Source organism: Novosphingobium sp. PC22D, assembly GCF_002556635.1.
Lineage (GTDB): Bacteria > Pseudomonadota > Alphaproteobacteria > Sphingomonadales > Sphingomonadaceae > Novosphingobium.
This window is the reverse complement of the sequence record NZ_MWMO01000002.1, coordinates 277,596-300,656: the sequence shown is the minus strand read 5'-3', so window position 1 is coordinate 300,656 and position 23,061 is coordinate 277,596. Positions and strand designations below refer to the sequence as shown.

Below are 23,061 nucleotides of genomic sequence, written 5' to 3'. Positions count from 1 at the left end.
GAATCAAGAATAGAGTCTCGCGACTTGTGATACCAGTTAAAAATCCCGTCATGCCGATGCGATGAGACCGCGCTGTTGTTGTTTTCGATGTGCTTGGATGCCGGCACATCGGCCGGCTGTTTTCGCGGCGACGATTCCACGCTCGGAATGCGCTTCCTTCGGTCGGCCTCGCCTCTCCCCTGCTGAATGCGATATCGAGAGATAGCTGACGGTCTGCCCTGATGACGAGGCCAGGCGCGAGCGGCGGCTTGCGATGGCGCGCGGTATGGTCGCGAGCCGACCGACGTGATCCTCCGGTAACCGGTCGCCCTGCGGTCATTTCATTTGCAACCATGCGTGGCCGAACTGCGTTACTCGACAAAACTCGAGCCGATCCCCCGGGGCGGTGGCGCATTGGAACGCCGGGCAGGATCAGGGAAAACGATCGGCAAGCAGCCAACCAGGGATCATCTGACGCTATGGACGACACACGAGGACTAGGTCTTTCCCGCCGCGGCATGCTCGCAGCGAGCGCGGCAACCGCGACGGTAGCGGCTGGCACCACGCCTGCCGGCGTCCTCGCCGCGCCGGCGCGGGTGCCCGTGCCGGGCAAGGTTCCTGTCCGGTTTTCGGTCAACGGGAAGTCCGCCGAGCTCTCGCTCGATACGCGCACGACGCTGCTCGATGCGTTGCGCGAGCACCTCGCGCTTACCGGCACCAAGAAAGGCTGCGACCACGGCCAGTGCGGCGCGTGCACGGTGATCGTCAATGGCACCCGGATCAATTCGTGCCTCAGCCTCGCGGTCCAGCACATGGGCGACGAGGTCACCACGATCGAGGGACTCGGCACGCCCGAGGATCTGCATCCGATGCAGGCTGCGTTCGTGAAGCACGACGGCTATCAGTGCGGCTATTGCACGCCGGGGCAGATCTGCTCGGCGGTCTCGGTGCTCAAGGAGATCGAGGAGGGCATTCCCAGCCACGTCACCGATGATCTCGAGGGTGAGATGCGGCCGACCAACATGGAGATGCGCGAACGCATGAGCGGCAACATCTGCCGCTGCGGCGCCTACTCGAACATCGCCGAGGCCATGGCCGAGGTCGCGGGAGCCGAGGCATGAGAGCATTCACTTATCAGCGCGCCACGAGCCCGCGCGAAGCCGCCGCCGCCGTCGCCGGCAAGCGCGGGGCGATGTTCCTTGGCGGCGGCACCAACCTGCTCGACCTGATGAAGCTCGAGATCGAGGTTCCCACGCATCTGGTCGATGTGCAGGACATCGGTCTCGATGCCATCGAGGAAACCGACGAGGGTGGCCTCAGGATCGGCGCGCTCGTGAGCAACACGGCGCTCGCGGCCGACGCGCGGGTGCGGCGCGATTACGCGGTGCTTAGCCGGGCGATCGTCGCGGGCGCGAGCGGCCAGCTTCGCAACAAGGCGACCACGGCGGGCAATCTGCTGCAGCGCACCCGTTGTCCCTATTTCTACGACCCGAACATGCCCTGCAACAAGCGTAAGCCGGGCACGGGCTGCGCCGCGATCGAAGGCTATTCGCGCCAGCTCGCGGTGATCGGCACCTCGGACAAGTGCATCGCGACCTATCCCGGCGACATGGCGGTGGCGCTGCGCGTGCTCGACGCCGAGGTCGAGACGATCAAGGCCGACGGTGCCACCCGGTCGATCCCGATCGCCGACTTTCACCGGCTTCCCGGCGATGCTCCCGAGCGCGACAACGTGCTCGAGCCCGGCGAACTGATCACCGGGGTGGTGCTGCCCGGGCCGATCGGGGGAACGCATGTCTACCGCAAGGTGCGCGACCGCCGGTCTTACGCCTTCGCGCTCGTCTCGGTCGCGGCGGTGATCCAGGATGACGGCACCGGCCGCGTCGCCTTCGGCGGCGTCGCTCCCAAGCCCTGGCGCGACGAGGCGGCCGAAGCCGCGCTGCCGCAAGGCGCCAAGGCCGTCGTCTCGCGCGCTTTCGCCAAGGCGCGCCCGAGCGAACACAACAAGTTCAAGATCACGCTGGCGGAGCGCACGCTCGCCGCGGTCATCGCAAAGGCGAGGAGCTGATCTCCATGGAATTCACCGCACCGGCCGGCCGCAACCTGTTCGATTCGTCGAAGGTTGTCGGCAAATCGACGCAGCGCATCGACGGTCCGCTCAAGACCACCGGTACCGCCCCCTATGCCTACGAGCGGCACGACGTCGCCGCCAATCAGGCCTACGGCTATATCGTCGGTTCGGCGATCGCCAAGGGCCGCATCACGGCGATGGACTTGTCGGAAGCCCGCGCGGCGCCCGGCGTCATCGCCATCGTCGCCGCGCCCGAGACCGAGCCCGTCGGCAAGGGCATGTCGAATAACGCGCCGCTGTTCGGCGGTCGTGACATCGCGCACTACCACCAGGCGATCGCCTGCGTGGTGGCCGAGACCTTCGAGCAGGCACGGGCGGCCGCGGGCCTGATCCGCACGACATACGCCCGCGCCGACGGCCGGTTCGACCTGCCCGAGGCCGCGCCCCAGGCCCCGCTCGCGAAGACTGGCGGGGGCAAGCCCGACAAGAAGACGCTGGGCGATTTCGACGCAGCCTATGCGGCGGCGCCGGTGAAGTTTGACGGGCGCTACACCACGCCCGACGAGACTCACGCGATGATGGAGCCACATGCGACGATCGCGTCGTGGGAGGGCGACAAGCTCACGCTGTGGACGTCGAACCAGATGATCCAGTGGGGCAAGGAGAGCATGGGGAAGATTCTGGGCATCGATCCGGAAAACGTCCGGCTCGATTCGCCCTATATCGGCGGGGGGTTCGGCGGAAAGCTGTTCATCCGCTCGGACGCGGTGCTCGCGGCGCTTGCCGCCAAGGCGGCGAAACGTCCGGTCAAGATCACGCTCCAGCGTCCGCTCGTGGCGAACAACACCACTCATCGCCACGCGACCATCCAGCGCGTGCGGATCGGCGCGCAAAACGATGGCCGGATCACCGCGATCGCGCACGAGAACTGGTCGGGCAACCTCAACGGCGAGGACGGCGAGAACGGCACGCTGCAGACGCCCAAGCTCTATGCCGGGGCGAACCGGCTCACCGCGAACTACATCGCCACGCTCGACTTGCCCGAGGGCAACGCGATGCGCGCGCCGGGCGAGGCGGTCGGCCATCTCGCGCTCGAGGCGGCGATGGACGAACTGGCCGAGAAACTCGGCATGGACCCCATCGAGCTGCGCATCCGCAACGAGCCCGAGATGGTGCCCGGATCGCCCGACAAGAAGTTCTCCGAACGCAACCTCGTGCGCTGTCTGCGCGAAGGCGCCGAGCGGTTCGGCTGGTCGCGGCGCAGTGCGAAGCCGGGCACGGTGCGCGAGGGCGACTGGCTGATCGGCATGGGCGTCGCCGCCGGCTATCGCGGCGGTCCGACGCAGGAGTCGGGCGCGCGGGTTTCGCTTGCCAAGGATGGCGGTCTCAAGGTCGAGACCGACATGACCGACATCGGCACCGGCAGCTATACGATCATCGCGCAGACGGCGGCCGAATCGCTCGGCGTCCCGCTCGAAAAGGTGAGCGTTGTCCTGGGCGACTCGCGCTTTCCGGCCTCTTCCGGTTCGGGCGGGCAGTGGGGCGCGGCAAGTTCGACTGCCGGCGTCTACGCCGCCTGCGTCGAACTGCGGCGCAAGATCGGCGAGAAGCTCGGCTTTGCCGGGGATGACGCGGTGTTCGAGAACGGCCGCATCCGCGCGGGCGGCAAGGACATGGCGCTCACCGAGGCGGGCGCGATCAGCGCCGAGGGGAGCATCTCCTTCGGCGACTTCAAGAGCGGCTACGACGTCGGTACCTACGCGGCCCATTTCTGCGAAATCGCGGTCGACGCCTATACTGGTGAGACGCGCATCCGCCGCATGCTCGCGGTATGCGACGCAGGGCGCATCCTCAATCCGCTCTCGGCGCGCAGCCAGGTGATCGGCGCGATGGTGATGGCCGCCGGGGCCGCGCTGATGGAGGAACTGGCGGTCGACACGCGCTTCGGCTTCTTCGTCAACCACGACCTGGCGGGCTACGAAGTGCCGGTCCACGCCGACATCCCGCACCAGGAGGTGGTGTTCCTCGACACGCTCGACGACATCGTTTCGCCGCTCAAGGCGAAGGGCGTCGGCGAACTCGGAATCTGTGGTCCGGGCGCGGCGGTCGCCAATGCGATCTACAACGCCACCGGTATCCGCGTGCGCGATTATCCGCTCACGCTCGACAAGTACCTCGACAGGCTGCCCGAGCCCGTCTGAGGCTCAGCGGTCAGCAAACAGAAGGCCGGCTTTCCCTCGGGAAGCCGGCCTTTGTATTGGTTGTCCGTGGGTTCGGATCAGAACTTCGCGCTGATTCCGAAGTCGGCGTTGACGCCGTATTCCTCGCGCGACGTGACGCGGCTGGAATAGCCCTGGTAGCCGACGAGCGGCTCCTCGCCGAAGTTCGAGACCGAGCCGAAGACCTCGACGCCCTCGAAGACGCGATAGCCGATCCGCGCGTCGAGCACGGTGCGGCCGTCGATGTAGCTGTCGAAGTCCCTGCTCGCGCCCACGCCGACCAGGTAGGCGTCGCGGTAGCTGACCGCGAGGCGGGCCTCGATCGGCCCCTTCTCGAAGAACAGCGCGCCGCCCGCGAGCCACTTGGACTGGCGGAAGAACGGCAGGTCGTCGTCATCGCGGCCGGGCACGTCGACGCTGGAATCGACATAGGTGACATTGGCCGAGATCCCGAAGCCGTCGAACGGCGCAGGCAGGAACTTGAGCCGCGTCGTCATGTTGGCCTCGAGGCCGAACAGTTCGCCGCTGTCGGCGTTTTGCGGTTGCGAAAGGCTGAGCAGGTCCACCCCGGCGAAAGAGGTATCGTAGATGGTCTGCGAGTAGATCGGGTTCTTGATGTTCTTGTAGAAGCCGGCGACGGCGAACACGGTGTCGGCGTCGGGATAGTATTCGGCCGAAACGTCCAGTCCCATCGAGGTGTAGGGCCTGAGGTTGGGGTTGCCCGATTCGCCGTTTCCGTCCTCTTCCTCGAAGGTGGGCACGACATCGGAGTAGTTCGGGCGGCCGATCGTGTTGGTCCACGCGGCACGGAACACCATCTGCTCGCTCGGGCGGTAGTTCAGCGTGACGTTGGGAAGGACGTAGGTGTATTCCTTCTTGAACTCGAGCGGGGTGATGTCGGAGATCTCGACCTCGCCGTCCCCGTCGGTGTCGCGAATGGCGAAGGCGTCGTAGGTGCCCGAAGTGTACTCGATGCGCGCGCCGCCGATCACGTTGAGCGCGCCCATGTCGATGCTGGCCATGGCGTAGCCGGCATAGATCTTCTCGCTTATGCGATAGTCGCTCGCCTTGTCGTTGAAGGCGGTCGCTTCCTCGTCCAGCTCCATCCGGCCCGAGCCTTGCGCGAAGGCGTAGTCGAGCACGCCGTCGTAATCCATGGCCGGGCCGAAATCGTACTTGCCGCCGAAGAAGCCGGAGATCGGGGCGAGGGCGCCGCCGGTGTCGGCGAAGCTGTAGCCGTCGACCGGAGTCCACACTTCCTGATAGTTGTCGCGGTCCTTGGAGCGGTCGGTGAACTTGCCGCCGAATTTGACGAAGCTGTCGGTGCCGTCGGCGAAATCGACCTTCACGTCGGCCTTCACCGCGTGCAGATCCTCGTCGATCGTCTCGCGGCGCAGGCGGATGCGGCGCATCGGGAAGGCGGCGGGATCGAACAGCGTGTCGTCGATCGCGGCGAAGGTCGGCATCGAACCGTCGACAACGATCGTCGAGACCTTGTCGCCGCCCGAGCGGAACTCGATGTCGTCGCGGATCGGCGTGTGCTCCTGCGCGTGGGCATACGTGTAGTTGAGCTTGAGTTCGATCGTGCCGAAGCGCAGATCGACACCCGGCGAGATATTGTAGAGCTTCTGGGTCTGGTTGTTCTGGCGGAATTCGCGCGTCGCCCGACCGCGGTCGTAGGTCACCTGGTTGCCCGAGACCGTCGCCGTGCCGCGGAACATGTCGTAGTCGAACTGGTCGCGGCCTTCGTGGTCGGTGAACTCGTTGTAGATCGAGTTCACGTAGACCCGCACGTCGCCGTTCGGCCGCCATTCGAGGTTGGCGATCGCGCCGATGCGCTCGCGCATGATCGAGTAGTTGTACATCCGCATGCCGCCGGGCGCCCAGAAGCCGTCCGCCACTTCGCTCCAGCTCAGCGGATCGACGAGCTGGCTGTCGATGAAGCGCTTGGAATAGCTGGCGCCGACGACGACACCGAACTGGTCCTCGCCGCCGAAGGTCTGGCCGTGGATCGCACTGGCGCCCAGGCTCGCCTTGTCCGCCTTGCTGCCGTAGATGCCGCGCGCCGAGACGAAGGTGTAAGGCTCGGAGCGGTCGTAGGCGCTCGGTGTGACGATGTTGATCGCGCCGCCGATCGCGTTGGCGTCGTAGTCGGGCGTGACCGTCTTAACCACTTCGATCGCGCCGACCAGATCGGACGGGATCGTATCGAGCGCGACCTGCCGCCCTTCGGCTTCGGGAATGCCGACGACGTTGCCGTCGATCGTCACGAGGTTGAGGTTCGGATCGACGCCGCGGATGACGACGTAGCGCGGCTCGCCCTGGTCGATGTCGACCGAGATGCCGGGCAGGCGCTGCAGCGCTTCGGCGGTGTTGTAATCGGGCAGCTTGCCGATCCCGTCGGAGGAGACGACGTCGGCGACGACCGACAGCGCGCGCTTGCGCTGGATCGCCAGCAGCCGCGAGGCGCGCGCGCCGGTCACCACGATGTCGCCGCCCCGCGCCGCACTGTCGGCGAGCGCGATCGAGCCGTTGGCCGTGACGGTGCCGGTCTGCGGAACGGTGACCTGCAAGGTCTCGTCGCGGTAGCCGGGCTGGCTCACGGTCAGGGTGTAGCTGCCCGCATCGACGTCGTAGAGAACATAACGGCCGTCCTCGTCGGTGGTGACCGTCGTGTCGCTGCCCTCCACCGCGACCGTGGCGCCGCGGATCGGCCGGTCGAGCGCCGCGTCCATGATGACGCCCGAAATCACGCCGGCGAACGCCGTGCCGGGCAGGAAAGTGCCGGCGAGAATGGCCGCGCGCAGCAAGCGGCGGCGGCCCCGGGGACGGAGCGAATGGATGGCTGTCATGTGCGGTTCCCTGTTCATCACTGTTCTGATGAGCGGGGCCTTTAGGCAGGTTCCGTGACATCTATTCGTAAGTTAGATGTCAGATATCTGAAAGTTATGTGATGCTTTGATGTCCATTGTGCGACGTTCGAGCGCGGAAGAGTGCAACGGGACTGTCATCGCTTTGCGATAGCGCCCAGCGCTATGACAACCGACGCCCCCCTCACTTTCGTATCGCGGCGCAGCCTGCTTGAGGCTGCGGCGCTGGCCCCGCTGCTTGGCCTTGCGCCCGGGACGCTTTACGCGGCGCCAGCCGCGCGGGGCTTCACCCATTCGGTCGCCAGCGGCGATCCGCTGCAGGACAGCGTCACCTTATGGACGCGCTACGTACCGGCGGGTGGCGGTTCGGCGCTGCTGCGCGTGGAACTCGCGCGCGAGCCCGAGTTTGCGTCGATCCTCGCGCGCGGCTCTGCGCGGGTCGGGCCCGAGAGCGACTTCTGCGCCAAATTCCGCCCCGAGGGGCTGGAGCCGGGCCGCTGGCTCTACTACCGCTTTACGGCGCCGGACGGAGAGGTCTCGGATGTGGGGCGCACCCGTACGCTCCCCGAGGGGCCGCTCGACCACTTCCGCATCGGCGTCTTTTCCTGCTCCAACGCGACCTCGGGCTGGTTCAACGCCTATGGCCATGCGGCCGCGCGCGACGACCTCGATCTCGTCGTGCATCTTGGCGATTACATTTACGAATCCAAGCTCACGCGGTCGGACGCGCTCCCCGAACTTGTCGTCGGGCGCGGCATCCAGCCGCATCACGAGGCGGTCAGTCTGCTCGATTACCGCCAGCGCTACGCCAGCTATAGGCTCGATCCCGATCTGCAGGCGCTGCATCGGGCCTATCCGATGATCGCCATGTGCGACGATCACGAGACGGTGAACAACTCCTGGCAGCACGGCGCGGCCAATCACGATCCCGCCGACGAGGGTCCGTGGGCCGTGCGGATGGGGGCGGCCATGCAGGCCTGGCACGAGTGGATGCCGATGCGCCCCGATCCCTATAGCCGCTACGAGCTGGGCGATCTGGCGAGCCTGTACCGCCTCGAGACCCGCATCCTCGCGCGCAGCGAGCAGCTCGACCTTGGCGCCTGGCTCAAGGACAAGCCCGATCCGCTCGCCGCCGCGATCGCCTTTCGCGACGGACCGCTGGCGGACCCCGCGCGCACGATGATGGGCGCGGCGCAGGAAGCCTGGCTCGCCGAGGGATTCGCCGGGTCGGTGGCGGCGGGGACACGGTGGCAGATCCTCGCGCAACAAGTCATAATGGGCACCACGCTCATGCCGCGCGACTACGGCGCGTGGTTTCCTGCCGGTGCGGCCCCGACGGAGCAGGAGAAGACCGAGCTCGATCTTGCGGCAAAGCTCGCCGAACTGGGCATACCGTTGAGCATGGACCGCTGGGACGGCTATCCCGCCGCCCGCGCGCGCGTGCTGTCGGCCGCCCAGTCGGCAGGGTGCGACCTCGTGGTTCTCAGCGGCGACAGCCACAACGCCTGGGCCTTCGACCTCGACAACGCGGGCAAGCCCGCCGGGGTGGAGTTCGCCGGGCACAGCGTTTCGTCGCTCGGCTTCGACAAGCGCTATTCGGGCGATCCCCAGGCGGTCGCGCGCAGCTACCGCGAGAGCAATCCCGCGCTGAAATGGTGCGACACCAGCCGGCGCGGCTACATGGTCGTGGACGTGCGACCGGATCGGGTGACGAACGAATGGCTGTTCCTCCATTCGCGCCACCGGCGCTCGCTCGAACTGCTTGACCGGCACCGGATGCAGGTGGAGCGCGGAACCAACCGCCTGGCGCTTGCCTGAGGCCGGCGGCGGGCACACGCACACTTGCATCGCCGGCGCGCTGCGGCCAAGCGGCTGCGATGCGCCTGGCCCTGTTCGAACCGGAAATCGCGGGAAACGTCGGCGCCGTGCTGCGGCTCGGCGCCTGCATGGGGGCGGAAGTCGATCTGATCGAGCCGATGGGCTTTGCCTGGGACGACCGGCGCGTCCGCCGCGCGGCGATGGACTATATCGACCACGTCACCGTGGTTCGCCACGCCGGGTTCGACGCCTTCCGGTGCGCGATTGGCTCGCGGCGGCTGGTGCTGTTCACCACCAAGAGCCGCCAGTCGGTTTTCGATTTCCGCTTCAGGGCCGATGACGTCCTGCTGTTCGGCAAGGAAAGCGCGGGCGTGCCCGACGCGGTGGCGCAGGCTTGCGACGCGCGCGTGCGCATTCCGATGCGGCCGCAGGTCCGCTCGATGAACCTTGCTTCGTCGGCCGCGCTCGCGCTCGGTGAGGCGCTGCGCCAGACGGACGGACTGCCCGGCTGACCGCCCCGCTGCCGTATCGTATCGTCATGGGGCCAGCAGCAGCGCGAGCGCGACCACCGGCGCGACGGCGCCCAGCGGCCCGAGCACGGCCGGCCGATAGGTGAGCAGCAACAGCACCGGGGCTGCGGCGGCCGTCAGCAGGCCCAGCCACCAGGTCACCGCCATCGAGAGTCCGTATGCCGAGAGGCACGGCAGCAGCGAGAGGCCCAAAAGCGCGAAACCGGCGGGGCGAGCGAGCCGCGATAGCGGCAGGTCGCGGCCCTTGCCGAACATCTGCTCGCGATGGCGCTTCATCGCGAGCGCCAGCAGGATGAAGCCCGTGAGGGCAAGCGCGAACGTAGCGAGTTCCATGGATCTTTCGGGCCTTTCGCTATTCGGCCGCAAGCCGCGCGGCGTGCGTGGCGACGGGCGGCTTGGACGCGGCGCGTGCGATACGCCTGCGCAGCTTCGCGGCGGCGGCGAGGAGCGCGAGCCCGGTTGCCAGCGCCACGAGGTCGAAGCCGGCGACCATCCAGTTGCCTGCGGGCACGGTCACGCCGAGATGGGCATGGCTGGTCATCAGGTTGAGCACGGGGAGCGCCGCGAACAAGGCCCCGGCGGCGGTTAGTTGCTCGAGCCATGCCGCCCTGAGCGGGCGCAGCAGCGGATGGACGAAGCTTGCCAGCCAGATCGCGAGGAAGCAGGCGATCTCCCATTCGCCACGATCGTCGAGGCGCGCGGGCAGCAGGCGATTGGCCCAGAAGTAGCCTGCCGTGGCGATGCACAGACCAGCCACCGCGCCGACATTGAGATGATCGACCAGCTTGTGGCCGAAATGGCCGGGCGCGCCTTTGCGCTTTTCCGCGCGCTTGACCGACCAGAGCACCAAGCCTGAGCCGACCATGACCGTGCCGCCCACGCCCGCCAGGAAGAACAGCCAGCGCAGACCCGGCGGGGCGAAGCGCGCACGATGGAGGCTGCCAAGGGCGGTGTCGATCGTGGCGATGGCCGAGCCGGGCGCGTCGCGCTGTTCGTCGATCAACGCGCCGGTCGCTCCGGCGAAGCGCAGCTTGACCGCGCCGAGGCCGCCGCTGCCGCTGTGCTGGGCCAGGCTGTCGTTCCGGGTCGGCAGGACCTCTACGAGCGCGCCCGGCTTGCCGGGATCGGTGATGGTAATGCGGCTTGCCGGCTGGCCCCAGATCCGCTCGGCCCGCGCCAGCATCGGCGCGATTGGCGCCATCGCCGGGTCCGTCCCGGCGGCATCGGCGAGGCGAGCCTGCAGCGCTTCGACTTCGCGCGCCTGCGCCGCGCGGGCTTCGGCCCGGCTGGCGCGCGGATCTTCTCCGAACGCCATGTCGCCCGCCCAGGGCAGGAGGGTGGAGGCGAACAGCAGCAGCCCCGAATAAGTGATCATGAGGTGGAACGGCAGTGCCAGCACGGCGGTGGCGTTGTGCGCATCGAGCCAGCTTCGCTGCCCCTTGGCGGGCCGGAAGGTGAAAAAGTCCTTGAAGATCTTCTTGTGCGTGATGACGCCGGAGATGATCGCCACGAACATCGCCATGGTGGCGATGCCGACGATCCAGCGGGCCCACTCGCGCGGGAGGGCATAGAGCTCGAAGTGGAAGCGGTAGAGGAACGTGCCGCCGGCGGTTTCGCGCGGTGTGATCGTCGCGCCGGTGGTGGCATCGAGCGTCAGGCTCTCGCCGCGATCGCGCCCGCCGCCGCGACGGCCGCGATTGCGGTTGCCTTCGCCTCCGCGCTCGCCGCGACCATTGCCGCCGCGCGCGCGCGTCTCGGGCTGCGCCTTGCGCCACGAGATCCCGAGCGTGTTGCTGCGGTCGTTCGGCAGGCTGATCCGCCAGCTTGCGGCATCGGGGGCAACGGCGGCGAGCTTTGCGATCGCAAGCTCGGCAGCTTGAGGCGAGGGGCGCGAGGCGGCCGTCTCGGGCTGCATCCACGCGGTCACTTCCTGCCGGAAATAGGCGATGGTCCCGGTAAAGAAGATCGCGAAGAGTAGCCAGCCGAGCAGGAGCCCCGACCAGCCGTGCAGCCACGACATCGACTGGCGCAGGCCCAGGTCCTGTCCCTTGCGCCCCTTCATGCCGCACCTCCCGCCGCGAGCAGGCCGAGCGCGGCGAGCGCGCTGGCCAGGCCGATGCCCGTCCAGGCGCTCTCGGCGCTTCGGCAGCCGAAGGCCCAGATGGCTGCCCCAGCATAGACCAGAAAGCCGATCATCCGGCCCAGCGTCACCGCATCGCGCGCGCCAAGGACGTTCGCGAGGCCAGCGGTGATCGCCAGCGAGGTCAGCACGGCCAGCCCGTAGCTCCCGAGGATCGCGGCCAGACTGCGCGAGGCGATGGCAAGCCGGTAACGACCGGTGGAGGGCGCCGCGGACGCCATCAGAAGCGGTATTCCAGATTGAGGAAAGCGCGCCGCTTGTTGCCCCACACGATGGCGCCGCTGCTGCGATAGCGGCGCCGGTCGTAGTAGGTCGCATCGAACAGGTTCTTGATCTGCGCGCTCACCTTCACCTGGCCTGCGGCCAGCGGCGCGGTGTAGTAGAGGCCCACGTCGACCAGCTCGTAGGACGGGTTCCAGTCGGTCTCGCCCTCGTCGTCGAAGCCGTTGTTGACCCGGTCGTAGAGCTTGAGGCCCACGCCTGCGCCGAGGTTGCTGCCGTCGGCCCAGTCGAACAGGGTCCAGCGGTTCCACAGCGTCAGGCTGTGTTCGGGCACATAGGGGATCTGCTTGCCGACGTTGTTCACGTCGTTCGATTCGACCACCGTCGCATCGAGATAGCTGTAGCCCATCGAGGCGGACCACCAGGAAGTGATGTTGCCGCTCAGCGAGATTTCGAGCCCGTCCGAGCGCTGCAGCCCGTCGAGGAGGTAGTAGCAGTATAGCGGCGCGCCCGGAGTGACGACGTTGGGATCACAGGTGTCCGGGTTGGCCGCGCGCGCGACGTTCTCCTTCTCGAGCCGGAACAGCGAGACCTGCAGCAGGCCTTCGCCGTAGAACAGATCGCGCTTGTAGCCGATCTCGTATTGCCGTCCCCGCTCCGGATCGAGGATGAGCTCGCCGTCGATGTCGTTGAGCGTCAGGCTGGACTGGGGCTGGAAGCTTTCGCCGAAGCTGGCGTAGATCGTCGAGCTATCGCCGATGTCCTGCATGATCGCGAAGCGCGGCGACCATGCCTCGACATCGTTGCGGGTGTCATCGTTGCGCTCGAGCGTACGCCAGTTCGAGATGCCGCCGCGTCCCAGGTTCTCGAACCGCGACCAGCCGACGGCGAGCATCACTCGCGTCGTGTCGTTGGGAAGTGTGATCAGGTCCTGGACGTAGAGATTGTAGTCCTCGCGCTTGTCCCAGGGCACCGCGAAGATCGCCTCGTCGAGCAGATAGGCGCCTTCCCAGTCCTCGTGGACCGGATCGAAGATGTTGAGGTCAGGCGGCGCCAGCGAGCGCGGCTCGCCCTCGCAGTCGTTCGAGGTCGTGCTCTGGCCGAACAGGCATGAGAGGTAGGAGGGAATATAGGATGATCGCGAACGCGTCTGGCCGTAGCCGCCGCCGACAAGCCAGTCGTGGCCGAGCCCGAAGGTCTCGAACCGGCCCGAGACGTCGAGCCCGAACGAGAGGTTCTCCCGCTCGGTCTCGGGCGAGGAATTGCGGCCCATCGAGACATAGCGCGGGACGTTGCCGTCGGCATCGGCCGACGCCGGATAACCCGCGCGGCCGCCGCCGGCGATGCGCGTGTTCTGATACCACTGATCGGCGCGCTGGAAGTTGGCGTAGGCACTGACCTTAAGCGCGTCGCTCGGTGTCCATTTCGCATCCCAGATGAGAGTGTGCGAGGTCCGGACCGCGCGGTCGTTGAGATTGCCCCAGAAAAAATCGCGCGGCACCGGGAAATACTCGCCGGTGGTGCCGTCGCGCTTGTTGTTCTCCTGTTCGGGGACCGATTCGAAGTCGTAGTACTCGTAAGTGAACGTGGTGCTGAATTCGGGCGAGGGGCTCCAGGTCAGGGCGGCGAGCGCGCTGACCGGGTTCGAGAAAATGTGGTCCTGATCGTCCTCGTAGCGCGAGTAGTTGCCGACGGCGCGGTAGAGCAGGGTGCCTGCGGCGTCGATCGGCCCTGTCAGGTCGATGGAACCGCCGTAGCTGCCTTCGCTGTCGACGTCGGCTTTGACCGCATAGCGTGCCGTGGCCTTGGGCCGCTTGTAGACATAGTTGATCACGCCGCCGGGCTGGGCCGCGCCGTAGTAGAGCGCCGCGGGGCCGCGCAGCAGTTCCACGCGTTCGAGATTGGCCGCATCGCGGTTCTGCGAGCCCAGGCTGTAGGCGCGCTGCCCGTTGACCAGCGTTTGGCCCGCGCCGCCGAGATCGAAACCGCGCACCTGGATCGAACGCGAGATGCCCTGTCCGATGTCGGCGTTGGTGCTCGTGGTGGTGACGCCGGCGAAATTTTCGAGCGTCTCGAAGATGTTGACGTCGCCGCGCTCCTCGATCAGTTCCTCGCTCGCCTGATTGATCGTGAACGGCGTCTTGCGGACCGGCAGCTCGATCTTGGTCGCGACCGAAGTCGGCGCCGGGGCGTAAGTCTCCTCATCATCGATCGCGCTGTCGACGACGGTCATGCCCTTGAGCTTGACGGCGCCCGCGGTCTCGGCGCGCGAAGGGGGCGGGGACGCCTGGCGCGGCGGCCGGGGCCGGATGCTGACCGTCGACGGGCCGGTGAAGCGGTAGGTGAAACCGGTTCCTTCGAGCAGCAGAGCGAGGCCCTCCGCGACCGAATGAGGGCCTTGCAGTCCTCGCGTCCGGGCATTGCCTAGGCGCGTGGCGTCGTAGACGATTTCCACTCCGGACGTTTCCGCAAAGGCGAGAAGCGCGGCGTTGAGATTGCCCGCCGGGATCGCGTAGTCGCGCCTTGCCGCGGCGCTTTCCTGGGCGTCGGCGGGCGCTGGCAAGGCCAGCGATGCGGTCGTTGCAAGCAAAGCGGCGGCCAATGGCATGCCGGCGGCACGAAACACGAGAACGGACAAACTCGGATCCCCCTTTCGATATGCTAATGCGAATGGATTGCATTAAGGACTCGAAGGGTAAGACGAACGTCTCGCGCGATCCGGTAAGCGGCGGTGCGATTTTTTTGCGAAGTGTCAGTGCAGGATCGTGCCGACGAGCGGAATTCGGGTGATTTGCAGCCCGAACTCGCTCGCGATCGCGCGCGTGGCGCCGTCGATGTCGTCGGTGCTGAAGGCACCGCTGACGAGGCGATCACGCGCGCCGCCGCCCCAGTAGCGAACCGGCGTTTCGCTATAGCGGCTGAGCATCTCGGCTGCTTCGGAGAGCCGCACGCGATCCAGCATCAGCCGGTCGCGTTGCCAGGCCTCGCCGACGGCGGCGGCCGCGTCCCTCCTGACGGGGCGAGAGTGCGCGCCGAACCGAACCGCGCTGCCTGGACCGACCATCACCGCGCCGTCATCCGCGCTGATCTCTATGCGGTGTTCGAGCGCGACGACGTCGGCCTCCTCACCCAGATCGTTGACGGTGAAGCGCGTTCCCAGCGCGCGAACGGTGCCGCCTTCCGACTCGACGACGAAGGGGCGCCCATCCTGCGCGGCGGGTCGCGCCTCGAACAGCGCCTGGCCTTCGAGCAGGACGATCCTTCGTTCCTCGTCCGAATAGGCAAGTTCGATCGCGGTGCGGGCATCGAGGACCACCCGGCTGCCGTCGGGAAGCCTGGCCGTGTGCCGCTCGCCCGCCGAGGTGCGCAAGTCCGCGCGTAGCGCCAGCGCGAGATGTGGATAGGAGGCGAGGCCGACCGCCAGCGCCACCGACGCGGCGAGCGCCGCCTTCCACGGGGTCGGCCCGCCGTGTCCCGCCCGGACGGGCACCGGGTCGGGTCCGTCGCAAAGGTCGGTCTCGGCCAGCGCATCCCAGGCCTGCGAGGCGAGCAGGAACGCTTGCGAATGGCGCGGGCTCGTCGCGCGGAACCGCTGCAAGCCTTCGGTGTCCGAGAAGTCCGGAGCGGCGGCGCGAACCACCCATTCGGCGGCTTCGGCCTCTATGGGATCGGATTCCGTGGCGTCGTCCGGGGTCATTTTCGCGCGGTCCCGTCATGGTCCTTCAACGGTATGACGTTTTCAGCGCGCGATCGCGTAATCGCTTCGCCTCGCAAGGGCGAGATAGCATGTGCCGCATGACGCACCCCGGCCGCCAGATGCTTTTGCACCGAGCTTTCGGAAATGCGCAGGAGACGGGCCGTCTGCGCATAGGAGTGACCCTCGATCCGCACCAGCCGGACGATCTGCTGGGTCAGTTCGGGAAGTTCCGCCAGCGCCGCGCGGACGCGATCGAGCCGGTCGCGCGCATCGAGCAGCCGTTCCGAATCGGGCTTGTCGTCGGCGATCGCCTCTGCCTCCGCATCGCTGGCGTAGACCGAGGCCAGGCGCGTGCGTCGCCGCTCGTGGTCGATCGCGAGGTTGGTGGCGATCCTGAAGAGATAGGCGCGCCCGTTCGCATAGTCGCGCGCGTCACCGCGTTCGGCGAGGCGCAGGTAGACGTCCTGGACCATGTCCGCCGCAAGCTGCCGGTCGCGCAACCGCCGCGAGAGAAAGGCGAGCAACTCCCTGCGATAGGCCAGGAACAGCGAAGCCAGCGATGCAGCCAATGTGCCTACCCAGCCGAACGAACGATCCTTGCCGCCAGCGCCCCGCGGGCCGGCGGCGCCTTCGCCGGGCGAACCGGCGGCGCCCGCGCGGTGATCGCGCAAGCCCTTTTGACGGCGTGAGCACGGGAGCTAATATTCTCGATATTGCGAGTCAATCGCAAACTTTGGACGAGCCCGCTGGAGGCGCGAGCCAGCCTGAGCGGGCTCGTGAGAGCGATCGGTGAGTGGATCATATCTGGCAATCCTCAGCACAGCTCGAGCGACTTTCCGGCAACCACGAGCCGTACCTCGTCTACCGCCTGCGCCGCGGCCTGGTTAACCAGACCGGCATGGTCGCGAAACGCGCGCGCCAGGGGATTGTCTGGGACGATGCCCCAGCCGACTTCGTTGGCGACCACGACGACCGGGCCGTGCGCGGTGGCGAGCGCTTCAGCAAGACGCGCCGTTGCCGCGCCGACGTCGCGTTCGGCCATCATCAGGTTGGTTGTCCAAAGCGTCAGGCAGTCGACCAGCAGCACGGCATCGGCGCGCGCGGCGGCGGTGATCGACTCGGGCAGATCGAGCGGCGCTTCGATGGTTCGCCAGTCCGGCCCGCGATCGCGCCGGTGGCGCGTAATGCGCTCTTCCATCTCGGCGTCGAAAGCCTGCGCGGTGGCGATGAAGATCCGCTCGCGCCGCATCGCTTCGGCCCGCTGCTGGGCATAGCGGCTCTTGCCCGATCGCGCGCCGCCAAGGACCAGGAGCCGGGTCACGAGGCGTTGCCCAGCCCGGCGAGGGCGAGCATCGCGTCGATGTCGAGATGCTGTTCGAGGACGGCGGCGATATCGTCGAGCGCGGCATCGACCGTGGCCGGGTGATCCGTCCCGTCCGATCGCGCGCCGAGCCGCGAGAGCAAGGCCGCGCGCAAGTCGGTGCTCGCGAGCAGGCCGTGCAGATAGGTTCCGATCACGCGGCCGTCGCGCGAGATCGCGCCGTCGCTGCGGCCGTCCTCGAGCACGGCGAGGGGGCGGGCGCGGTCGGGCCCGTCGGTCGCGCCGACATGCATCTCGTAGGCCTCCAGGTTCGCGCCGAGCGCCGTGCCGCGCACGTGCCGCAGGGCTTTGGCCGGGCCGAGCACGGTCTCGACGTCGAGCAGCCCGAGGCCTTCGACCGCGCCCGGCGGGCCCTCGATCCCCTCGGGATCGGCGATGCGCTTGCCGAGCATCTGATAGCCGCCGCATAGCCCGAGGACCGCCCCGCCGCGACGCGCGTGCGCCAGAATATCGACGTCCCAGCCTTCGCGACGAAGCGCGGCGAGATCCGCGATCGTCGCTTTCGAGCCGGGCAGGACGACGAGTGTCGCATCGGCGGGGATCGGCTGGCCGGGCGGCACCATCACCAGTTCGACGCCGCTTTCGGCCTTGAGCGGGTCGAGGTCGTCGAAGTTGGCGATGCGCGGCAGGATCGGGCAGGCGATGCGCAGCTTGCCCGAAGCGGGCCGGTCCGGCCGATCGAGCACGACCGCGTCCTCGCTCGGCAGGCGCGCGGCGGCTTCGAGCCATGGCACGACACCGAAGCCGCGCCAGCCCGAAAGCGCCTCGATCTGGCGATAGCCGTCTGCGAAGAGCGCGGGATCGCCGCGGAACTTGTTGACGATGAACCCCTTTATCATCGCCGCGTCGTCGGGGTCGATCACCGCGCGCGTGCCGACGATCGCGGCGATCACGCCGCCCCGGTCGATGTCGCCGATCAGAACGACGGGCACGTTGGCGGCGCGCGCGAAGCCCATGTTGGCGATGTCGCCCGCGCGCAGATTGATCTCGGCGGGCGAGCCCGCGCCTTCGACGAGGACGACGTCGCAGCGCGCGCGCAGCCGGCCGAAGCTTTCCAGCACCTCGGGGAGCAGCGGGCGGCGTGCCTCGCGGAAGTTGGCCGCGCCGAGCGTGCCGCGCATGCGCCCCGCGACGACAAGCTGCGCGGTGCGGTCGGCCTGCGGCTTGAGCAGCACGGGGTTCATGTCGCTGTGCGGCTCGGCCCGGCAGGCGATCGCCTGCAGGGCCTGCGCGCGCCCGATCTCGCCGCCGTCGACAGTGACCGCGGCGTTGTTCGACATGTTCTGCGGCTTGAACGGCAGCACCGCGAGCCCCCGGTTCGACAGCGCCCGGCATAGCCCGGCGACGAGCACCGACTTGCCGACGTCCGATCCCGTCCCTTGCAGCATCAGCGCGGTCATACCGTTCCTTCCCAGGCGGCGAGCGCGGCCAGCAGCCAGAGCAGCGCGCAGGCCCGCACGTAAACCGCCAGCGCCCTATCGATATCGCGCGGCCGCGCGTCGCGGCCTTGCGTGCCGATCCAGGGCTTGTCGTGCAAGACGCCCTCGTAGCGCACCGGCCCGGCGAGCCGCACGCCGAGCGCGCCGGCCATCGCCGCCTCGGTCCATCCCGCGTTCGGCGAAGCGTGCCTGCGCGCGTCGCGGCGCATCGTCGCCCAGCCCCTCGCGCCGGCGAGGCACAGGAGGCAGGCGGCGACGCGCGCGGGAACGAGGTTCGCGAGATCGTCGATCCGGGCAGCGGCCCAGCCGAACATGCGATAGGGGGCCTCCTTGTGGCCGATCAGGCTGTCGGCCGTGTTGATCGCCTTGTAGGCCCAGAGCCCGGGCAGCCCCGCGACAACCAGCCAGAACAGCGGAGCGGCAACGCCGTCGCAGAAGCTCTCGGCCAGGCTCTCGATCGCCGCGCGCGCCACCCCCGCCTCGTCGAGCCCTTGCGTGTCGCGCCCGACGATCCGCGCCACGGCATCGCGCGCGCCGCCGAGATCTCCCGAGTGCAACCTGTCCGCGACCGGGCGGACATGCTCGAACAGGCCGCGCTGGGCCAGCGCGGGCCAGGCGGCGAGCGCGAGACCGATCCAGCTCCACGGCGGGGGCAAGCGGCGCAGCGCCAGTTCGACCCCGAAGGCGGCCGTGCTCGTGGCGGTAACCACGATCGCGACGGTCGCGACGCCGAGCAGCCGGCGCGCGCGATCGCTTCTCGCGGGATCGTTCCAGCGCGCATCGAGCCTCGCGATCGTGCGTGCGAACAGACCCACCGGGTGGCCGGCGCGGCGATAGAGCGCTTGCGGCCAGCCGATGGCGGCCTCGATGCCGAGCGCGAGCAGGGCGACGGGTTCAGTCATCGCGCAGCGCCTCGTCCAGGCGGCGCAGTTCGGCCCGGTCCGCCGTGAGGCCGATGCGCAGCCAGGTCGCGTCGTAGTCGAACGGCCGGGTGAGAATACCGTGGCTTGCCAGCCGGCGGAACAGCGCGTGCGCATCGCCGGTCTCGACGAGGCGAAACAGCGGGCATTCGCCGCGCGGCGGCAAGCCGCGCGCGCGCAGTAAAGCATCTAGAGCAGCCCGGTCGCGGGTGAGGCGCGCGCGCGTGGCCGTGATCCACGCCGCGTCGCGACAGGCAGCGGTGCCGATCGCGATGGCGGCCGCCGAAACCGGCCATGCGCCCAGCATGTTCCGCATGGCGGCGACGATCGGCCGGGGCGCGACGAGGAAGCCGAGCCGGACGCCCGCGAGTCCGAAGAACTTGCCGAAGGAGCGCAGCACGATCAGGCGGCGCCCGTCGTCGACTTCGGGGGCGATCGCGTGCGCGGGATGGCAGTCCGCGAAGGCCTCGTCGACCACCAGCCAGCCCTCCGCGCCGCGCCTGGCGAGCAGCGCGCGAAGCTGTGCGCGAGAGTGCAGGTGCCCATCGGGATTGTTGGGATTGGCGATCACCAGCGTGCCGCCCTCGACTTCGGCAAGGCCGTGCCAGGGCACCTGACGTGACCGCGCGAACATCTCGCCGTGCGTGCGGTACGTCGGGTGCGGGACGTGCGCCTCTCCGGGGAGCAGCAGGCCCAATAGACGCAGGCCGATCTCGGTGCCGGGCAGGGCGCAGACTTGATCCGGATCGGCCCCGTAATGCGCGGCGGCAGCGGCTTCGAGGTCGCGCATGCCCTGCTCGTCGGGGAGGCGGTGCCAGTCGGTCGCGCAATCGCCCGCGCCCGGCCAGGGCCTTGGGTTGATGCCGGTCGACAAGTCGATCCACGCGGCGTCGGCGCGAGGGGCGAAGCGGGCCTTCGCGGCGGTCAATCCGCCGCCATGCCAGGTCCAGCGATCGTTCATGCCTGGGCCGCCGCGATGACGAGCGCGGCGAGCAGCCCGGCCTCGACGATCTCTATGCCCGCCCCGTGCCCGTCGCCCGAGATGCCGCCCAGCCGCCGCGCGAGCCACAGGCCCCAGCCGAACAGCAGCAGGGGCGTGACGAGAAGGGCGGGGACAAACCATGCGGCCAGTAGCAGCAGCGCCGCCCAGCCGATCAGGTCGATCGGCCGCACCGCGCCCCGGAAGCGCGACGCCAGCCCCTCGTGCAGAGGCTCCAGCCAGCACGTCCAGACGAGCGGCCCGATCCGCGCGGCGAAGGGGGCCAGTGCGAGGCCGGCCCAGAGCCCTCGCGCGATCACGAGGTCGAGCAGCACCAGCTTGGCGATGAGTTGCAGGCCGATCGCGGTCACCGCGAAGCTGCCGACATGCGGGTCGGCGAGCACGGAATGCAGCCGGGCGCGGTCCTTGTGGAGGGCGCCCGCGGCATCGGCGATGTCGCCCAGTCCGTCGAGATGGAGCGCGCCGCTCACGCCAACCCAGACGACGAGAGCGGCGAGCGCGCCGAGCCTGGGATCGATCAGCGCGCCGGTCCATCCGGCCGCGGCGACGAGCCCGCCGATGATCGCGCCCACGACCGGATACCAGCGCATCGAGGCGGCGAACTGCGCGCCGCTGACGGCAACGGCGGGCAGCGGCAGGCGCGTGAGGAACTGCAGCGCGATCACGAGGCCCTTCACGGGCGGAGCCCGACGATCTGCGCCGCGCGCGGCGGACCCGGCCAGAGGCGCAGGGTCATCGCCACGCCATAGGGCAAGTCGAAGGCCCACAAGGCGGGCTGGTCGAAGCCGAGCAGCACATGCAGCGCGGCGCGTATCGCGCCGCCATGGGTGACGACGAGCGTGTCGCGCGCGGGCAGCGCCGCGATCGCGTCGGCGACGCGATCGGTAAGGTGCGACCAACGCTCGCCGTCGGGCGGCGGGTTGGCGTCAGGGTCACTCCAGAAGGCTGCGCGCGCGGCGGGATCGATCTGCGAGGGATGCAGGCCGTCCCACGCACCGAGATCGAGTTCGCGCCAGCGAGAGTCGATCGTCGCGGCGAGGTTTCGGTGCGCGGCGATGGCCTGTGCTGCTCTGGCGCAGCGCACCAGATCGGAGCTGACCAGCGCGTCGAACGCCAGTCCGTCGATCCGGTCGACGCACCGGGCAATGCCGGCGGGAGTCGGCGCGGCGTCCGTGTGACCAAGCATGAGTCCGGGCGTTTCGGGCGCGCCGTGGCGCAGCAGGTGGAGCAGGCGCGCGCGCATCACTCGCTCGCCACGCCCGCCTCGGCGAAGGTCGCCATGCCCGCGTGCGCGGCAATCGCGCTGCGCACGATCTGCACCGCGATCGCCGCCCCGCTCCCCTCGCCGAGCCGCATCTCGAGGTGCAGGAGCGGGTCGAGGCCGAGCCGGTCGAGCAGGCGCCGGTGGCCCGCCTCGGCCGAGCAATGGCCCGCGAGACAATGCGCGGTCACGTCCGGAGCGGTCGCGGCGAGCGGCGCGAGGGCCGAGCAGCAGATGAACCCGTCGAGCATGACCGGGATGCGCATCCGTCGCGCCATGAGCACGGCGCCCGCGATCGCGGCGATCTCGCGACCGCCGACGCGGCGCAGGATCTCGAAGGGAGACGTCGCGCCGTCGCGGTGCAGGGCGATAGCGGCATCGACCACGCGCGCCTTGTGCTCCAGCGCCGCGCCATGCATGCCGGTTCCTGCTCCGACCCAGTCGCGCGCGCGGCCGCCGAAGCTCAGCGCGCACAGCGCGGCGGCGGCGGTCGAATTGCCGATGCCCATCTCGCCCAGCACCAGCAGGTCGGTGCCGGGTTCGACCGCGTCCGCGCCCGCCGCCAGCGCGGCGAGGCAATCGGCTTCGCTCATCGCCGCGCCCTTGGTGAAATCGTCGGTGGGTCGCTCGAGCTCGATCGGCACGACCTTGAGGCCGATCCCGGCGGCGCCGCAGAGCGCATTGATCGCCGCGCCGCCCGCGGCGAAGTTGGCGACCATCTGCGCGGTGACCGAGGCGGGAAAGGCGCTCACGCCGCGCGCGGCGACGCCGTGATTGCCCGCGAAGACGAGCGCGCGGACCGATTCGAGCGCCGGTCTTTCGCGGCCCTGCCACCCGGCGAAGAACACCGCGAGCCGTTCGAGCCGCCCGAGCGAGCCCGGCGGCTTGGTAAGCTGTGCCTGGCGCGCCTCGGCCGCGGCGATCGCAGCGGAGTTGGGCAGGGTGAAGGAGGCGAGCGCCGCCTCGAAGTCGGCGCGGGTGCGAAAGCTCATGCGGCGGAGCTCTCGAGCGGCGGCGAGCGTGTGAGGAAATGCCCTTTCACGCCTTCGGGCCAGTCGGCATAGCGGACTTGCCCATCGTCGCTGGCGGCATAGTGCACCGCGTAGTCGAGCAGCGCGCGCGCGGCATTCGCGTCGGGCGAGAAGTGCCCCATGACGTAGCTCATCTTGCCGCGCTCGCGCAGATGCACGGTGCAGAACGCGCTGCAGGCGAACAGGCAGGCCATCTCGCTCACGGTGACGGCGGCGTAGCGTGCGTCCGCCGATCGCGCCGACCTCAGCGCGTCGGCGAGCCTGGCGCCGCCGCGCCGGCCTTGTGCGTCTTCGCGGGCTTCGGCGGAATGGCGGCAGGTATTGCACACGACGATCTCGGGACCGCCGGTGGACGACCGGGAAGGGTTCGCAATCACACTCGGGCACCTCGCGACGTGGCCCCGCCGCGCACGGGTCGCGGCGACCGCCGGACTGCGGGCGACACGATCCCCGCGCGCAAGCGCGAGCCGGACCTGTCGCCAC

Annotated in this window: 20 protein-coding genes; 5 read left to right on the top strand and 15 right to left on the bottom strand. The window is 68.8% G+C overall.

The window, feature by feature from the left end; all coding sequences use genetic code 11:
* The first annotated feature begins 458 nt into the window (after positions 1 to 458).
* Genes paoA through paoC form a run of 3 tightly spaced genes read left to right on the top strand, consistent with a single transcriptional unit; the run spans position 459 to position 4,251 of the window.
* Entirely contained in the window at positions 459 to 1,100 is a 642-nt protein-coding gene (gene paoA, locus B2G71_RS05005; RefSeq protein ID WP_098104629.1) for an aldehyde dehydrogenase iron-sulfur subunit PaoA, read from the top strand.
* Positions 1,097 to 2,047 (top strand): xanthine dehydrogenase family protein subunit M, encoded by a 951-nt coding sequence (locus B2G71_RS05000; RefSeq protein WP_098104628.1) that lies wholly within the window; start codon positions 1,097 to 1,099, stop codon positions 2,045 to 2,047. The genes paoA and B2G71_RS05000 overlap by 4 nt, the downstream gene beginning before the upstream one ends.
* A gap of 5 nt (positions 2,048 to 2,052) precedes the next feature.
* Positions 2,053 to 4,251 (top strand): aldehyde oxidoreductase molybdenum-binding subunit PaoC, encoded by a 2,199-nt coding sequence (gene paoC, locus B2G71_RS04995; RefSeq protein ID WP_098104627.1) that lies wholly within the window; start codon positions 2,053 to 2,055, stop codon positions 4,249 to 4,251.
* Between the two features lie 77 nt (positions 4,252 to 4,328).
* Here the strand turns inward: paoC and B2G71_RS04990 are convergent, their stop codons facing one another.
* Positions 4,329 to 7,121: a TonB-dependent receptor gene (locus tag B2G71_RS04990; protein ID WP_168176264.1), complete on the bottom strand. Its 2,793-nt coding sequence runs from the start codon at positions 7,119 to 7,121 to the stop codon at positions 4,329 to 4,331.
* Between the two features lie 183 nt (positions 7,122 to 7,304).
* On the opposite strand from B2G71_RS04990, the gene B2G71_RS04985 reads away from it, so the two are divergent.
* Together B2G71_RS04985 and B2G71_RS04980 are read left to right on the top strand one after the other, a co-directional pair.
* Positions 7,305 to 8,957, top strand: a complete 1,653-nt coding sequence (locus B2G71_RS04985) for an alkaline phosphatase D family protein (protein ID WP_098104625.1) — start codon at positions 7,305 to 7,307, stop codon at positions 8,955 to 8,957.
* Between the two features lie 59 nt (positions 8,958 to 9,016).
* The gene (locus B2G71_RS04980) at positions 9,017 to 9,469 is read left to right on the top strand and encodes a tRNA (cytidine(34)-2'-O)-methyltransferase (protein WP_098104624.1); all 453 of its coding nucleotides are present in this window, start codon (positions 9,017 to 9,019) and stop codon (positions 9,467 to 9,469) included.
* A gap of 24 nt (positions 9,470 to 9,493) precedes the next feature.
* Here B2G71_RS04980 and B2G71_RS04975 read toward each other — a convergent pair whose 3' ends face one another.
* From B2G71_RS04975 to B2G71_RS04910, 14 genes are all read right to left on the bottom strand, one after another.
* Positions 9,494 to 9,820 carry a DUF3325 domain-containing protein gene (locus B2G71_RS04975; protein ID WP_098104623.1) on the bottom strand — a complete coding sequence of 109 codons (327 nt, stop codon included), beginning with the start codon at positions 9,818 to 9,820 and terminating at the stop codon, positions 9,494 to 9,496.
* A gap of 19 nt (positions 9,821 to 9,839) precedes the next feature.
* Positions 9,840 to 11,549: a PepSY-associated TM helix domain-containing protein gene (locus B2G71_RS04970; RefSeq protein ID WP_168176263.1), complete on the bottom strand. Its 1,710-nt coding sequence runs from the start codon at positions 11,547 to 11,549 to the stop codon at positions 9,840 to 9,842.
* Positions 11,546 to 11,848: an iron transporter gene (locus tag B2G71_RS04965; RefSeq protein WP_098104622.1), complete on the bottom strand. Its 303-nt coding sequence runs from the start codon at positions 11,846 to 11,848 to the stop codon at positions 11,546 to 11,548. Before B2G71_RS04965 ends, B2G71_RS04970 begins: the two co-directional genes overlap by 4 nt.
* Positions 11,848 to 14,487, bottom strand: coding sequence for a TonB-dependent receptor (locus tag B2G71_RS04960; RefSeq protein WP_141521495.1), 2,640 nt, complete (start codon positions 14,485 to 14,487; stop codon positions 11,848 to 11,850). Before B2G71_RS04960 ends, B2G71_RS04965 begins: the two co-directional genes overlap by 1 nt.
* A gap of 114 nt (positions 14,488 to 14,601) precedes the next feature.
* Positions 14,602 to 15,546: a FecR domain-containing protein gene (locus tag B2G71_RS04955; protein ID WP_098104620.1), complete on the bottom strand. Its 945-nt coding sequence runs from the start codon at positions 15,544 to 15,546 to the stop codon at positions 14,602 to 14,604.
* Entirely contained in the window at positions 15,543 to 16,217 is a 675-nt protein-coding gene (locus B2G71_RS04950) for a sigma-70 family RNA polymerase sigma factor (protein ID WP_098104619.1), read from the bottom strand. The genes B2G71_RS04955 and B2G71_RS04950 overlap by 4 nt, the downstream gene beginning before the upstream one ends.
* A 143-nt stretch (positions 16,218 to 16,360) precedes the next feature.
* A complete protein-coding gene (cobU, locus tag B2G71_RS04945; RefSeq protein WP_098104618.1) occupies positions 16,361 to 16,867 on the bottom strand; it encodes a bifunctional adenosylcobinamide kinase/adenosylcobinamide-phosphate guanylyltransferase in 507 nt (168 codons plus the stop codon).
* Entirely contained in the window at positions 16,864 to 18,327 is a 1,464-nt protein-coding gene (locus tag B2G71_RS04940) for a cobyric acid synthase (protein WP_098104617.1), read from the bottom strand. Before B2G71_RS04940 ends, cobU begins: the two co-directional genes overlap by 4 nt.
* The gene (cbiB, locus tag B2G71_RS04935) at positions 18,324 to 19,268 is read right to left on the bottom strand and encodes an adenosylcobinamide-phosphate synthase CbiB (RefSeq protein WP_098104616.1); all 945 of its coding nucleotides are present in this window, start codon (positions 19,266 to 19,268) and stop codon (positions 18,324 to 18,326) included. The genes B2G71_RS04940 and cbiB overlap by 4 nt, the downstream gene beginning before the upstream one ends.
* The gene (cobD, locus tag B2G71_RS04930; protein ID WP_098104615.1) at positions 19,261 to 20,247 is read right to left on the bottom strand and encodes a threonine-phosphate decarboxylase CobD; all 987 of its coding nucleotides are present in this window, start codon (positions 20,245 to 20,247) and stop codon (positions 19,261 to 19,263) included. The genes cbiB and cobD overlap by 8 nt, the downstream gene beginning before the upstream one ends.
* On the bottom strand, positions 20,244 to 20,963 hold the full coding sequence (locus B2G71_RS04925) for an adenosylcobinamide-GDP ribazoletransferase (RefSeq protein ID WP_098104614.1): 720 nt from the start codon (positions 20,961 to 20,963) through the stop codon (positions 20,244 to 20,246). Before B2G71_RS04925 ends, cobD begins: the two co-directional genes overlap by 4 nt.
* A complete protein-coding gene (locus B2G71_RS04920; protein WP_098104613.1) occupies positions 20,960 to 21,529 on the bottom strand; it encodes a histidine phosphatase family protein in 570 nt (189 codons plus the stop codon). The genes B2G71_RS04925 and B2G71_RS04920 overlap by 4 nt, the downstream gene beginning before the upstream one ends.
* Positions 21,529 to 22,539: a nicotinate-nucleotide--dimethylbenzimidazole phosphoribosyltransferase gene (cobT, locus tag B2G71_RS04915; protein ID WP_098104612.1), complete on the bottom strand. Its 1,011-nt coding sequence runs from the start codon at positions 22,537 to 22,539 to the stop codon at positions 21,529 to 21,531. The genes B2G71_RS04920 and cobT overlap by 1 nt, the downstream gene beginning before the upstream one ends.
* Positions 22,536 to 22,955 carry a DUF1636 domain-containing protein gene (locus B2G71_RS04910; protein ID WP_240530010.1) on the bottom strand — a complete coding sequence of 140 codons (420 nt, stop codon included), beginning with the start codon at positions 22,953 to 22,955 and terminating at the stop codon, positions 22,536 to 22,538. The genes cobT and B2G71_RS04910 overlap by 4 nt, the downstream gene beginning before the upstream one ends.
* Between the last annotated feature and the right edge of the window lie 106 nt (positions 22,956 to 23,061).